11 protein-coding genes are annotated in these 13,133 nt (G+C 61.2%); 5 read left to right on the top strand and 6 right to left on the bottom strand.

Translation table 11 applies throughout. The features are described 5' to 3' along the window. Positions 1-2: 2 nt before the first annotated feature. The 3 genes from ACR0MI_RS01725 to bcoG form a co-directional block, all read right to left on the bottom strand. Positions 3-761, bottom strand: coding sequence for an SDR family oxidoreductase (locus tag ACR0MI_RS01725; protein ID WP_170610629.1), 759 nt, complete (start codon positions 759-761; stop codon positions 3-5). Continuing rightward, the gene (locus ACR0MI_RS01720; RefSeq protein WP_170816573.1) at positions 758-2,221 is read right to left on the bottom strand and encodes a carnitine 3-dehydrogenase; all 1,464 of its coding nucleotides are present in this window, start codon (positions 2,219-2,221) and stop codon (positions 758-760) included. The genes ACR0MI_RS01725 and ACR0MI_RS01720 overlap by 4 nt, the downstream gene beginning before the upstream one ends. Before the next feature lie 88 nt (positions 2,222-2,309). Beyond that, a complete protein-coding gene (bcoG, locus tag ACR0MI_RS01715) occupies positions 2,310-3,227 on the bottom strand; it encodes a 3-dehydrocarnitine:acetyl-CoA trimethylamine transferase BcoG (protein WP_170619157.1) in 918 nt (305 codons plus the stop codon). A gap of 131 nt (positions 3,228-3,358) precedes the next feature. Here bcoG and ACR0MI_RS01710 point away from each other — a divergent pair, with 131 nt between their 5' ends. Then, the gene (locus ACR0MI_RS01710) at positions 3,359-4,345 is read left to right on the top strand and encodes a GlxA family transcriptional regulator (protein ID WP_170610620.1); all 987 of its coding nucleotides are present in this window, start codon (positions 3,359-3,361) and stop codon (positions 4,343-4,345) included. A 64-nt stretch (positions 4,346-4,409) separates the two neighbouring features. Here ACR0MI_RS01710 and ACR0MI_RS01705 read toward each other — a convergent pair whose 3' ends face one another. The 3 genes from ACR0MI_RS01705 to ACR0MI_RS01695 are packed head-to-tail and all read right to left on the bottom strand — an operon-like array spanning position 4,410 to position 7,415. Then, positions 4,410-5,456: an aldo/keto reductase gene (locus ACR0MI_RS01705; protein ID WP_170610618.1), complete on the bottom strand. Its 1,047-nt coding sequence runs from the start codon at positions 5,454-5,456 to the stop codon at positions 4,410-4,412. A 29-nt stretch (positions 5,457-5,485) separates the two neighbouring features. After that, positions 5,486-5,944: a DNA polymerase III subunit chi gene (locus ACR0MI_RS01700; RefSeq protein WP_170610615.1), complete on the bottom strand. Its 459-nt coding sequence runs from the start codon at positions 5,942-5,944 to the stop codon at positions 5,486-5,488. 4 nt (positions 5,945-5,948) lie between these two features. After that, on the bottom strand, positions 5,949-7,415 hold the full coding sequence (locus ACR0MI_RS01695) for a leucyl aminopeptidase (RefSeq protein WP_170610612.1): 1,467 nt from the start codon (positions 7,413-7,415) through the stop codon (positions 5,949-5,951). A gap of 229 nt (positions 7,416-7,644) precedes the next feature. Here ACR0MI_RS01695 and lptG point away from each other — a divergent pair, with 229 nt between their 5' ends. Genes lptG through pdxA form a run of 4 tightly spaced genes read left to right on the top strand, consistent with a single transcriptional unit; the run spans position 7,645 to position 13,113 of the window. Next, a complete protein-coding gene (lptG, locus tag ACR0MI_RS01690; protein WP_170610609.1) occupies positions 7,645-8,745 on the top strand; it encodes an LPS export ABC transporter permease LptG in 1,101 nt (366 codons plus the stop codon). Continuing rightward, positions 8,745-10,907, top strand: a complete 2,163-nt coding sequence (locus ACR0MI_RS01685; RefSeq protein WP_170610606.1) for an LPS assembly protein LptD — start codon at positions 8,745-8,747, stop codon at positions 10,905-10,907. The genes lptG and ACR0MI_RS01685 overlap by 1 nt, the downstream gene beginning before the upstream one ends. Continuing rightward, positions 10,898-12,151 carry a peptidylprolyl isomerase gene (locus tag ACR0MI_RS01680; protein ID WP_170610603.1) on the top strand — a complete coding sequence of 418 codons (1,254 nt, stop codon included), beginning with the start codon at positions 10,898-10,900 and terminating at the stop codon, positions 12,149-12,151. The genes ACR0MI_RS01685 and ACR0MI_RS01680 overlap by 10 nt, the downstream gene beginning before the upstream one ends. Then, positions 12,148-13,113, top strand: a complete 966-nt coding sequence (pdxA, locus tag ACR0MI_RS01675; protein WP_170610600.1) for a 4-hydroxythreonine-4-phosphate dehydrogenase PdxA — start codon at positions 12,148-12,150, stop codon at positions 13,111-13,113. Before ACR0MI_RS01680 ends, pdxA begins: the two co-directional genes overlap by 4 nt. Positions 13,114-13,133: the final 20 nt, after the last annotated feature.

Genomic DNA, 13,133 nt, shown 5'->3' with positions numbered 1-13,133 from the left:
GCTTAGACTTTGGGGTCGGGGTTGACGGTGTGACCATCCACGGCAATCACCTGCCCCGACACCAGCCTTGCCGCATCCGAGGCGAGAAAGACCGCCATATTGGCGATATCCTGCGCCTCGACGAATCGGCCCATCGAGGTGCCCGCGGCATAGCCCTGGTAAACCTGGTCGCGCGTCATTCCTTTGGCCGCGGCCTCACGCTGCAAAACGCCCTCCATTCGAGGGCCTTCGACAGCGCCCGGGCAGATTGCATTGGCGCGAATACCATGTGGCCCCAACTCCATCGCCAGCGTCTTCATCAACCCGATAACGGCCCATTTCGCCGCTGAGTAAGGTGCCCGAAACGGATACCCATATTGTCCGGCCGTCGAAGACGTCAGGATTATGCTTCCCGCCCGCGCCGATTTCATCATCGGGACCGCATGTTTGGCTGCCAGAAATGCGCCGTCCAGATTGACCGCGACACAGGACCGCCACGCGGCCAGATCGATATCCTCGATCGCGTCAGTCGGCCCTGCGATCCCCGCATTGGCGCACAGCACGTCCAGACCGCCTGCTGCACCGGCCGCCTGAAAGACGGCGCTCATGTCGTTCTCGCTGGTCACATCCGTCCAATGCGCCGTCCAGTGATCCGGCAAGGCCTGCAGCGCCGCCTGATCGATATCCGTCACCCAGACCTCATAGCCTGCCGCGTCAAACGCATCGGCCATGGCACGACCGACGCCCGCGGCGCCGGCCGTGACCAGAACCCGCCGGGTCATGACGGTTTCCGAATGGCCACACCCGCACCTTCGGGGTATGGCAGATCAGCCTGCGCGGCGGCAATTCGCGCCATCGCAGCCTCAATTTCGGCCGAAGGCGCGCTGGGGCGGCGGGTTTCCAGACTGACATGCAGCAAAAAGCTCTCACCCGTTGCCAGCAGCTTGTCGCCCTCGTACATGCTGTGGAAAACGTGCAGCTTCTTGCCCTGACCCAACAGCATCTGCGTGCGCACTTCAATCTTTGCGCCCGCATGGACTTCGTCGATATAGCGAAGGTGGTTCTCAGCGGTGAAATAGCTGCCGCCCGAGGCGATGTAATCCGCGTCACAGCCAATGATCTCCATGAACCGGTCGGTCGCCGCAGCAAAAGCCTCGAGGTATTTGGCCTCGTTCATGTGACCGTTGTAATCGGTCCAGTCCAGCGGCACCGCCCGCGACAGGGTCAGGATCGGCTGGCTGAGATCCGCCTGATCCAGCGTCGGCAGCGCGCCGGGCCGCAGCATTGCGTCATGCTGGTTCAGCACTGCACCAGCCCCGTAATTCTGCAGCTTCAGCGCCCGCATCATCCCGACAAGGTTGTTGTCGCGGATACGCTCCAGTTCTCGGATTGAGTGCATCCCGGATTGCGCATCGGACTGTTCGGCGATCATGTCGACCAGTTCATCGGTAAATTCCGGCACGTCCATCAGCTTGGTCCAGGGCCATTGCAGGGCTGGTCCAAACTGCGCCATGAAATGCCGCATCCCGGCCTCGCCCCCGGCCACGCGATAGGTTTCGAACAGCCCCATCTGCGCCCAGCGGATGCCAAAGCCCATACGGATCGCCTCATCGATCTCTTCCGTGGTCGCAATGCCATCCTTGACCAGCCACAGCGCCTCACGCCAGACGGCCTCGAGAAACCGGTCTGCTATATGCGCGTCGATCTCTTTCTTGACATGCAGCGGGAAGAAGCCGACCGACGTCAGCATTTCCTTGGCCTTTGCAACAAGCTCGGGCGCGTTCTTCTCGGTCGGCACCAGTTCGATCAACGGCAGCAGATACACCGGATTAAACGGGTGCGTCACGACGATCTGCTCGGGGCGCAGTGCGCCTTCCTGCAACTCCGAAGGCTTGAAGCCGCTGGTCGAGGACCCAATGATCGCGCCCGGATCACACGCCTCCTGCAACCCCTTGTAAACCTTCAATTTCAGCTCTAGCCGCTCGGGCACGCTTTCTTGAATCCAGTCCGCACCCCTGACGGCATCGGCCATATCCTCATGAAAGCTCAGCGCCCCTTTGGCCGGCAAAGGCACATCGCTGAGTCCCGGCAACGAGCGACGTGCATTGTCCAGCACTTCGCCAATTTTGCGCTCGGCTTCCGGGTCCGGGTCGAACACCCGAACATCCCAGCCATTCAGCAGAAACCGTGCGGCCCATCCGCCGCCGATTACACCACCACCAATGATCGCCGCTGTTTTCATGTCATCCTGCCAGTTGAACGCGCATATTTCATCTTTTTCAAAATACTCCGGGGGTTTGGGGGCTGGGCCCCCAAGTATCGCTCCGTTCTCACTTCGCTACCGGAGCCCGTTTGACCAGCCCCAGCTTTTCACGCACTTCCTGCGGTCCGATCACCCGTGCACCCATGTTTTCGATGATGTTGCCCGCGCGCTCCACCAACTGCCAGTTCTCGGCAAGCACGCCTTTCTCCAGCCACAGATTGTCTTCCAGCCCGACGCGTACATTGCCGCCCGCCAGAACCGAGGCGGCAACAAAAGGCATCTCGTTCCGTCCCAGCGAGAACGCGCTGAAGGTCCAGTCATCCGGCACATTGTTCACCATCGCCATGAATGTGTTCAGATCGTCCGGCGCGCCCCAGGGGACGCCCATGCACAGCTGGACCAGGGCGTTGGGTTCCAGAATACCTTCCTTGACCAGTTGCTTGGCAAACCACAGATGGCCGGTGTCAAACGCTTCGATTTCCGGCTTCACACCCAGGTCCGTCATCATCTTGCCCATCGCGCGCAACGCGCCGGGCGTGTTTGTCATGACGTAATCGGCTTCGGCAAAGTTCATGGTGCCGCAGTCCAGCGTGCAGATTTCGGGCAGACACTCCGCAACATGCGCCACACGCTCGGACGCACCGATCATGTCCGTTGCGGCTTCATTGACAGGGAACGGGTTCTCAATCCCGCCAAACACGATGTCGCCGCCCATGCCGGCGGTCAGGTTCAGAACCGCATCAACCTCGGCATCGCGAATGCGGTCGGTGACCTCGCGATAGAGGGCCAGGTCACGCGACGGTGCGCCAGTTTCCGGGTCGCGTACGTGGCAATGCACCACCGCTGCGCCAGCCTTGGCCGCGGCAATCGCACTTTCGGCGATCTGCTTCGGCGAGCGCGGCACATGCGGGCTGCGATCCTGCGTCCCGCCCGATCCGGTGACAGCACAGGTGATGAAGACTTCGCGGTTCATTTCCAGAGGCATTGCGTTTTCCCCAAGTTATACCCGGCTTCACCTTGGGTTTTCCCCAGGCTTTTCCCCGGATTCTGATTTGCGTTGCCGCCGACTCTGACGCAGCCTTGGGAAAACACTTGCCAGAATGCGAATCGAACTTGATGAAATCCGCAAAAAACATACTTCAGCCCGAACAACGCGCCCTGAAAACGGCGGTACTGGTGCTGGACGAATGCAACACGCTCAGCTTCGCTTCGGCCGTTGATCCAATGCGCGCGGCCAACCGTCTGGCAGACCGCCCGGCCTTTGACTGGGATTACGTCACCGCAACGGCTGAACCTGCAATGCTGACCAGCGCCCTGCAGGTGCCCGGGATCCCCCTGGCCCGGCTGCAAAGCTGCGAGTTGATGATTGTCGTCGCCGGGTTCCAACTCGCCCGCCATGCCACGCCCAGCCTGCTGGCGGGCCTGCGCCGCATTGCCGGCACCGGCGCCACTATGGCCGGTATCGATGGCGGACCGTGGCTGCTGGCCGAAGCCGGTCTGCTAAACGGCCACCCTGCCACAACGCACTGGGAAGACCTCAGCAGTTTCGCCGCGCGGTTCCCCGAAGTCGACGTCCGCCCGGACCGTTTCACCGTATCGGATGGCCGCCTGACATCGGGTGGTGCGATTCCCGCGGTCGAGATGATGCTTCACATCATCGCCGCCCGCCATGGCGCCGGCTTCGCCGCGCGGGTTTCGGGCCTGTTCCTCTACGAAGGCGCGCCGCAACCTTCGAAACCCCAAAGCCGCACCGGCGCACCGCATCGCCATTCTGCCCTGACCGCCCGCGCCAATTCGCTGATGGAATCCTCGCTCGACGAACCACTGCCGCTGGCCTATATCGCCGACCGTCTGGGCACCAGTCCCCGTACCCTGCAACAACAATTCCGGCTGCGCCTGAACACCACGCCGCAGGACCACTACCTGCAATTGCGCCTGGCCGAGGCGCGCCGCCTTGTCACCGACACGGACATGCCACTGATGGATGTGGCCCTTGCCACCGGATTCGCCTCACAATCCAGCTTTGCCCGCGCCTTCCGTACGGCCCACGGCCTCTCGGCCCGTGACCTGAGGCAAGACCGGACCCAGCCCACGCATCACTGACCAAACCGGTCAATTGTTCAGAAAGACCTCGGGGAAGACACTGCTGGCGACGGGGACTGCGCCCCTAGAACGGCATCGGATGGGCCCGGTGCGCTTGATTTATCTCGGCCAGAACGTCCGTCGACAATTCAAGATCGGCACCGCGCAGAATATGCTCCAACTGCAAGACGCTCGTGGCCCCGAAGATGGCTGACATCATGAAAGGTCGGGTCCGGCACCAGGCCAGCGCCATGTGAACCGGGTCCAACCCGTGGCGGTCCGCGATCTCGAGGTAGGCCGCCACGGCATCAAAGACACGCGCGGACCTGCGCCCCCCCATTGCCGGCACCAGCGACATGCGCGATCCGGCCGGCACTGCCCCATTTTGGTATTTGCCGGTCAGGAACCCTGCGGCCAAAGGGGAAAAGGCCATCAGCCCCACATCCTCGTGTACGCTCAGCTCACCCAGATCGGTGTCGAAGTGGCGGCAGAGCAGCGAATACTCGTTCTGTACGGACGCCACCCGTGGCGCGCCCATCTGTTCGGCCAGCCGCAGCCACTGTGCCGTCCCCCACGCACTTTCGTTCGATAGGCCGAATGCGCGGATATTGCCCTTGTCCACCTGCGCCTGCAGCGCCGTAAGGCACTCCTGCATGTTCTCCAGAACTTCTACGGTATTCTGCCCCGATGGCGCATAATCCCAGTTCTGCCGAAACATGTAGCTGCCGCGATTGGGCCAGTGAAACTGGTAGAGATCGATGCAATCCGTCTGCAACCGCCGCAGCGAGCCTTCGATGGCCTCGGGGATGGTCTGCCCGGTGATTGGAGCGCCGTCGCGGGCGTGGGCAAACCCCGCGCCGGAATGCTTGGTGGCCAACACATAGTCGCCCCGTCGTGACCGGTTTGCGGCATTCCAGTTGCCCAGAATTTCCTCGGTCCGCCCGACCGTTTCCCTCGAGACCGGGTTCACCGGGTACATCTCGGCCGCATCCACAAAGTTGACCCCGGCATCCAACGCCAGGTCGATCTGCGCATGCGCCTCGGGTTCTGAAGTTTGCGTGCCAAACGTCATCGTGCCCAGACACAGGTCCGACACCATGATGCCCGTACGGCCCAGAGGCTTGGTTTTCATCCGTCACTCTCCTGACTTGTTTTCGAAAATCAGGCCTCAGCCTTCTTTTCCCACCGCCCCGACGCCTCGGACCAGTATTGCGCCGAGCATCCTGCTGCGGTCAGCGCTTTCCACTGCCCCCGTGCGTGCTGAACGGCCTGTTCGTCGTCGCCATCGAACAGGATGCACACCCGTTCCAACGCGGCAACCTCGTCGGCCTCGACCGGCGCGCCATCCACCGCCATCACACAGGATGGGTCATTTGCGGCATCCGCCGTGGTGGTCAGCAGGATGGGCTGTGCCACATCATGCGGCCCGCCTTCCCGACCATGCGGCAGGAACCCCTCCTCGGGACCCAGCCACAGTTTTTCATCCAGCCAGTCCATCCGCGCGGGATCGGTCCCCCGCACGGCAATCCGCCACCCGGCCTGCCGCGCCTTGTCAAGCAGCACCGACAGGGTCTGCTCCAAAGGCTGCCGGGTCAGGTGATAGAAATAGACGGCCCCCATCCGATTACTCGAAATTATCCTGCACGAACCGGCTCAGTGCGCGCACGCCCCAGCCCGTGGCCCCCTTGGGAGCGTAAGACGTCTCGGTTGAAACCGAGGCAACACCGGCAATGTCCAGATGAATCCACGGCGTCTCTTCCTTGACAAACCGTTGCAGGAACTGCGCCGCAGTGATTGAACCCGCAGGCCGTCCGCCCACGTTTTTCATATCCGCAATGCGTGATTTCAACTGTTTGTCATAGGCCTCGCCCAGCGGCAGCCGCCACGCGCCCTCATCTTCGGCCCCGGCAGATTTCAGGAACGCATCGCAGAACGTGTCGTTGTTCGAGAATACACCGGCATTTTCATGTCCAAGACCGATGATGATCGCACCTGTCAACGTGGCCAGATCGACCATGCCAACGGGCCGGAACCGTTCCTGCGCATACCACATGACATCACACAGAACCAACCGCCCCTCGGCGTCTGTGTTGATGATCTCGACCGTATCGCCCTTCATCGAGGTGATCACGTCACCGGGCCGCGTGGCATTGCCCGAGGGCATGTTTTCGACCAGCCCCACCAGCCCGACGACATTGGCCTTTGCCTTGCGTTTTGCCAGCGCCCGCATGGTGCCCGCCACAACGCCCGCGCCGCCCATGTCCATCGTCATGTCTTCCATGCCACCGGCGGGCTTCAACGAAATGCCGCCGGTGTCGAACACGACGCCCTTGCCGACCAGCGCCAGCGGCGCATCGTCCTTGTCGCCCCCGTTCCACTGCATCACCACCACTTTTGAGGGGCTATCGGACCCCTGTCCGACGCTCAGCAATGTGCGCATTCCCAACTCGGCCAGCTTGTCTTCTTCCAGAACCTCGACCTCGAGCCCCAGCGCCTCCATCTCTTTCAGACGATCGGCGAACTCGTTTGTGGTCAATACGTTGGCAGGTTCGTTGGTCAGGTCACGGGTCATCCGCACGCCGTCGGCCACGGCATAAAGCGGCGCAAAGGCGGCCTCGACCTCGTCATGCTTGCCGTGGCTGATGGTGACGGTGCCAGGTTCCTCCGCGTCCTTGGTCTTGTGCGCGTCGAAATCGTAACTGCGCAACGCGATACCCATGGCCAGATCTTCGCACCGCAGCTGATTGGCCGCCATCACCAGCAGATCCTTGCCCCCTGCCAGCTTGGCCAGTGCTGCACCCCCCTTGCGCGCCTCGGCCCGCTCAGGCCGGCGCGGCAGCACCAGAACATCCAGCGCTTCCGCTGCCATCCCACCCGGCCAGCCCAGCGAGATGACATCCCCGGTTTTGACCTTGCCGAACTTCTCGCTTTCAACCAGTCGCGCAACCGCGCCGCGTGTCAGGCGATTGGCGCGGCGGGCGGCTGGACCCATTTTCCCTTCTGACGTGATGATGATCGCCACGCGCCCCTCGGCCTGCGCCATTGCATCCACATCGAAGGCCTGAAAACGGACCGGAACCAGACTGCTCATTGCAAACTCCTCAAAATCTGTTCCCCAAGACCTAGCCCGCACCGCGCGGCTTGACCAGATAGCAGTTTTCCCCAGCCGTCATTTGCATTAAAGTCCCGCAAAAAGAACCGACAGGCATCGGGGGACAAGACTTGGCACCAAACGGCAGGCACAAGCCGTCGCGCAGAAAATCACGTTCCGGCAAATACGGCCCGGCCCCTTGCTTTTTCGGGCTGATGAGGGCGTTGTTGTGATCCTCGACCGTTATTTTGCCCGCAGATTCCTGCAAAGTTTTCTGGTCATTGGCGGCATTTTTCTGACACTGATGATTCTGATCGATCTGATCGAACAGATCCGCCGTTTTGACGATTCCAACCTGTCTTTTGGGCGCCTGCTACAGCTGACTTTGCTGAACACGCCTGCGGCCATCAGCGAGATGTTGCCTTTGCTGATTATTCTGTCGACCATTGCCCTGTTCATTGGCCTGGCCCGCAGTTCAGAACTGGTTGTGACCCGTGCAACCGGGCGATCCGGCATCCGCGCTCTGGCTGCACCGGTTGTTCTGGCGCTGATCATCGGTGCGTTGGCCGTGGCCTTGTTGAACCCGATCGCTGCGGCAACGTCCGAAGAATACCGGCGTCTGGCGGACAGCTACCGCAACGACGGCCGTTCTACCCTGTCCATCAGCCGTGATGGCCTGTGGCTGCGGCAAGGGGCGGAGGACGGGCAATCGGTCATTCATGCGCAGGGCACCGAGAATGACGACATCCTGCATCTGACTGGTGTCACGATCATCACCTTTGGTCAAAACGGCAAACCGACACAACAGATCATTGCAGACGAAGCCCGGCTGGAAGATGGCAGATGGGTCCTGCAGGACGCCAAGATCTGGTCCCTGAAAGATGACGAAAACCCCGAATTGAATGCGGTGACGCATGACCGGCTGGACCTGCCCACGTCTCTGACCCGGCAACGCATCCTGGATTCGCTGGGTCAGCAGGACTCGGTCTCAGTCTATGATCTGCCGCAACTGATCAACGATCTGGGAGAGGCCGGGTTTTCGACAAAGCAATATGAGGTCTGGCTGCAATCCGAGCTCGCGCGGCCCTTCTTTCTGGTCTCGATGGTCCTCATCGGCGCCGCCTTTACCATGCGCCACGTGCGTTTCGGCGGCACAGGCATCGCTGTGCTGACCGCCGTACTACTGGGCTTTGCCATGTATTTCATCCGTAATTTTGCACAAATCCTGGGGGAAAACGGACAATTGCCGGTCTACGTCTCGGCCTGGGCGCCACCCTTTGCGGCGCTGCTTTTGTCGCTGGGCCTGTTGCTGCACGCGGAGGACGGCTGATGCGGCACTTGCTACCCTTGTTGCTGTCCGGTGCGCTGATCCACAGCGCGCCAGCTATCGCCACAGCGCAGTCCGCGCCTGTACCAGATGCCGGACAAGCGGCTGAATCGCAGGACCTTCCGGCCCTTCTGGTCGCAGACAAGATCTTTATCACTCCGGATCGCAAGCTGATCGCCGAAGGCAATGTCGAGGCGTTTCAGGGCGACATCAAACTGACGGCCAGCAGCATCATCTATGATCGTGAAACCGGTTCGCTCGAACTGCAGGGACCGATCCGGATCGATCAGGAGGGCCGCACCACGATTCTGGCCGATTCGGCAGAACTGGACAACGGTATCCAGAATGGTCTTTTGATCGGCGCACGTATGGTGTTCGACCAACAGACCCAGATCGCCTCGGTCGAGGCGCGTCGCGCCGCTGGTCGATACACGCAGCTCAGCAAGGTTTCGGCCACGTCCTGCCATGTTTGTGCCGACGGTCGTGCGCCACTGTGGCAGATTCGCGCCCGCAAGGTCACGCACGACCAGTTGGAGCGGCAGTTGTATTTCGAAGGCGCACAGTTCCGTGTGCTGGATTTCCCTGTCTTCTACTTTCCGTATTTGCGCCTGCCGGATCCAACACTGGAACGCGCGACAGGGTTTCTTGTACCGTCCATTCGAACCACCTCGCAGCTTGGGACCGGCGTTCAGGTGCCGTATTTCTTCAAGCTCGGTGACCACAAGGACCTGACCCTGACTCCGTACCTGTCTTCGGGCACACGAACGCTGGGCTACCGGTACCGGCAAGCGTTCAAAACAGGCCGCATCAACATCGAAGGGGCCTACACACGCGACGACATACAGCCGAACCAGGATCGCGGCTATCTGTTCGCAAATGGCTTTTTTCTCTTGAAGAACGACTTCCGGTTCCTGTTCAGCATCAACACCACGTCTGACGACGGCTATCTGGCGGATTACGGCCTGCCCAATTATGACCGCCTGCGCAGCGAAGTCGCGCTTGAGCGGATCAAACGGGATACGGCCTTCAGGACCAGCCTGATCCACTATAAAACGCTGCGTGACAGCGAAGATCAGGATGAAATCCCGTCGCGGATTTTCGACTTGAACTACCAGAAACGATACTTCCCCCAAAGTGTTGGAGGCGAAGTCCGCCTGTCTTTTCTCAGCCATGCATACGAGCGTACCAGCGATGCCGATGTCACCGGGCGCGATGTGGCGCGCGCCACCGTTGACGCCGAGTGGCTGCGCAGCTGGATATTCGCCACCGGATTACGGGCTGACGCTCAGTTCGGTGCATCGGTGGACAGGTTCAACATCCGGCACGACAGCAATTTCGCAGATAACGTCAACCGGCTCACTCCTCGTGCGGCAATGACGCTGCGCTATCCGATGCAGCGCCGCGAAGCATCCGGTGCCTCGCAGGTGCTGGAACCCATCGCTCAGGTCGGGTGGACCCATGTGTCGACCAATGACGTGCCGATTGACGAAAGTACATTTCAGGAATTCGATCAGGGTGATCTGCTTTCCCTGTCCCGCTTTCCCGCAGTCGATCGCCGTGAAGACGGACCGACCGGCGTTGTGGGCGTCAACTGGGCGCGGTACGGCATCAATGGCTCACGTGCATTGGCAACGATAGGTCAGGTTTTCCGCGCCGATGCCGACCCGGCCTTCAACCTGACATCCGGTCTTCAGGGCACGTCTTCCGATTTGCTGATTGCCGGGCAGGTAGACACGGTCAAGGGCTGGTCCATTGGCGGGCGCGGCCTGATCAACGGCGATTTCAGCTTTGCAAAAGCCGAACTGCGTGGCCAATGGGCGCGCGGTGACGATGCAATCGTCGGCAGCTATGTCTGGCAGGAGCCGGACCCGGACGAGAACGTGGATGACGAAATCTCAGAATTCTGGGTGAACGGGCGCTACAGAATAGACGAGAACTGGTTGACCCGCGCCGAGGCGCGCTATGACCTCAGCGAAGACGAACCGATCCGGTACGGGTTTGGGCTGACCTATCAGAACGAATGTGTTCAGGTTAACATGAGCGTCAGCCGACGCTTCACATCAACATCAAGTATTGAGCCTTCGACGGAATTCGGGTTTACCGTTGCCCTGACAGGTTACGCCATCGACGGCGGCGGTAAGAAGTACAAAAGATCATGCAGCTGATATCAGGTTTCTCAAGGTTTATTCTTTCCGGCTGGATCAGGCGGGCCATTCCGGCGCTTGCTGCCGCGGTCATCACGCTCGCAGCCGGGCAGATCTCGGCCCAAAGCCTGTTCTCGCCGGCGATCCGCGTCAACCAGGACATCATCACCTGGTACGAGTTGCAGCAACGCCAGCAATTGCTGACCGTTCTGGGCGTTCCCGGCAGTTCAGACCAAGAGGTGCGCGAAGCCTTGATCGAAGACAGCCTGCGCAACCAGGCCTTGCGGGATGCCGGCATCACGGCAACACCCGAAGACATTGAGGTCGGTATCGACGAATTCGCATCCCGCGGTCAGCTGTCGTCCGACGAATTCCTCAATGCCCTCAAAAATGAAGGGGTCGATCGCGAAACCGTGCGGGATCTGGTCGCCAACCAGCTGGCTTGGCGCGAGTTCATCAGCACACGCTTTCTTTCCCAATCCCGCCCTTCGGAAGACGAGATCAACCGCGCACTGGGACAAGGCGGCAATGGCGGCCTGCAGGTTCTGCTGTCTGAAATCATCATCCCGGTGACCCCGCAAACTCTGCCTCAGGCCCAGGTCCTGGCTGACGAAATCTCGAAACTCGAAGGCTATGACGCCTTCTCCGCCGCCGCCACACAGTACTCAGCCGCCGCTACCCGTGATAATGGCGGCAGGCTGGAATGGCTGGGCCTGACCGACCTGCCCCCGGCCCTGCAACCGGTGCTTCTGGGCCTCAAGAACGGCGAAATCACCGCGCCGCTGTCGCTGCCCAATGCTGTCGCCCTGTTCCAGATGCGCGGCGTTCGCGAGGTTTCGACCGCCGCGCCCCGTTATTCCGAGATCGACTATGCCGCGTATTACCTGCCCGGCGGGCGCAGCGCGGAAACCCTGGCCCGGGCCAACAGGCTGAAGGAAGAGATCGACACCTGCGACGACCTTTATGGCATCGCGAAGGATCAGCCGGCTGCAGCACTGGATCGTGTCTCTGCGGCCCCGTCGGAAATCCCGCGCGATGTTGCGCTGGAACTGGCCAAGCTGGACAACAACGAGGTGTCGACAACGCTCACCCGCAACAACGGGCAGACCCTGATGTTCCTGATGCTGTGCACCCGCACTCTGGACAGGGGCGAGGACACGACGCGCCAGGACATTGCGAATGCCCTGACCCAGCAGCGCCTGCAAGCCTTTGCCGACAGTCTTCTGGAACAGATGAAGGCCGATGCCACCATCATCTCGCAATGACCGCCCCTATTGCGCTCAGTTGCGGGGAACCGGCCGGGATCAGCCCTGAAATCGCCGCTGGCGCATGGTCCCAATTGCGCGGCGCCTGCCCGTTTTTCTATATCGGCGACGCTGCACACCTGCCCAAAGGCACCCCGATCCGAAAAATAAGCGCACCATCGCAGGCGCAAGCCGTCAGCGCCGAGGCCCTGCCTGTGCTGCACATGGAATTTCCCGCGCCCAACCGACCGGGCCATCCCGATCCGGACAATGCGCCGTCGATCATCGATGCCATTGAACTGGGCGTCAACCTCGTGCGCTCGGGCGAGGCTTCGGCCCTGTGCACCGCGCCCATTCACAAAAAGGCCCTGATCGACGGGGCCGGGTTTTCCTTCCCCGGTCATACCGAGTTTCTGGCGGCCCTCGCCGGTCAGGAACGCGCGGTGATGATGCTGGCCAGTTCCAATCTGCGCGTCGTGCCCGCCACGATCCACATCCCGCTGTCCCGCGTGCCGTCCGAACTGACGCCAGATTTGTTGCGCGACACCATTGCCATCACGGCTGACGGTCTGCGCCGTCAATTCGGCATCGCACACCCCCGTATCGCGGTGGCGGGCCTCAATCCACATGCTGGCGAAGGCGGCAAAATGGGAATGGAAGAACTGGACTGGATCGCGCCGCTTCTGAAAGACCTGCCAACCAACGGCTACACCGTCACCGGCCCCCATCCGGCCGACACGATGTTCCACGCCGCCGCCCGCGCCCGATACGATGCCGCAATCGCCATGTATCACGATCAGGCCCTGATCCCGATCAAGACACTGGATTTTGACAAGGGCGTAAACGTAACGCTGGGCCTGCCCTTCATACGCACGTCGCCTGACCACGGCACCGCACTGGACATCGCCGGAAAAGGAATCGCCAATCCCACAAGCCTGATCGAGGCCCTGAAACTTGCCCAACAGATGGCACAAACCCCTTGATCCTTCACCTGGTCGAAAAT

The sequence above is a fragment of the Ruegeria sp. D4 genome (assembly GCF_056534475.1).
This window is presented reverse-complemented; position numbering and strand designations above follow the sequence as displayed.

Excerpts from the sequence above, each read along its gene's own strand:
- ACR0MI_RS01705 (WP_170610618.1), bottom strand. The coding sequence starts at position 5,456 with ATGAAAACCAAGCCTCTGGGCCGTACGGGCATCATGGTGTCGGACCTG.
- pdxA (WP_170610600.1), top strand. The coding sequence starts at position 12,148 with ATGACCGCCCCTATTGCGCTCAGTTGCGGGGAACCGGCCGGGATCAGC.
- ACR0MI_RS01720 (WP_170816573.1), bottom strand. The coding sequence starts at position 2,221 with ATGAAAACAGCGGCGATCATTGGTGGTGGTGTAATCGGCGGCGGATGG.
- ACR0MI_RS01700 (WP_170610615.1), bottom strand. The coding sequence starts at position 5,944 with ATGGGGGCCGTCTATTTCTATCACCTGACCCGGCAGCCTTTGGAGCAG.
- ACR0MI_RS01680 (WP_170610603.1), top strand. The coding sequence starts at position 10,898 with ATGCAGCTGATATCAGGTTTCTCAAGGTTTATTCTTTCCGGCTGGATC.
- ACR0MI_RS01725 (WP_170610629.1), bottom strand. The coding sequence starts at position 761 with ATGACCCGGCGGGTTCTGGTCACGGCCGGCGCCGCGGGCGTCGGTCGT.
- ACR0MI_RS01710 (WP_170610620.1), top strand. The coding sequence starts at position 3,359 with ATGAAATCCGCAAAAAACATACTTCAGCCCGAACAACGCGCCCTGAAA.
- bcoG (WP_170619157.1), bottom strand. The coding sequence starts at position 3,227 with ATGCCTCTGGAAATGAACCGCGAAGTCTTCATCACCTGTGCTGTCACC.
- ACR0MI_RS01685 (WP_170610606.1), top strand. The coding sequence starts at position 8,745 with ATGCGGCACTTGCTACCCTTGTTGCTGTCCGGTGCGCTGATCCACAGC.
- ACR0MI_RS01695 (WP_170610612.1), bottom strand. The coding sequence starts at position 7,415 with ATGAGCAGTCTGGTTCCGGTCCGTTTTCAGGCCTTCGATGTGGATGCA.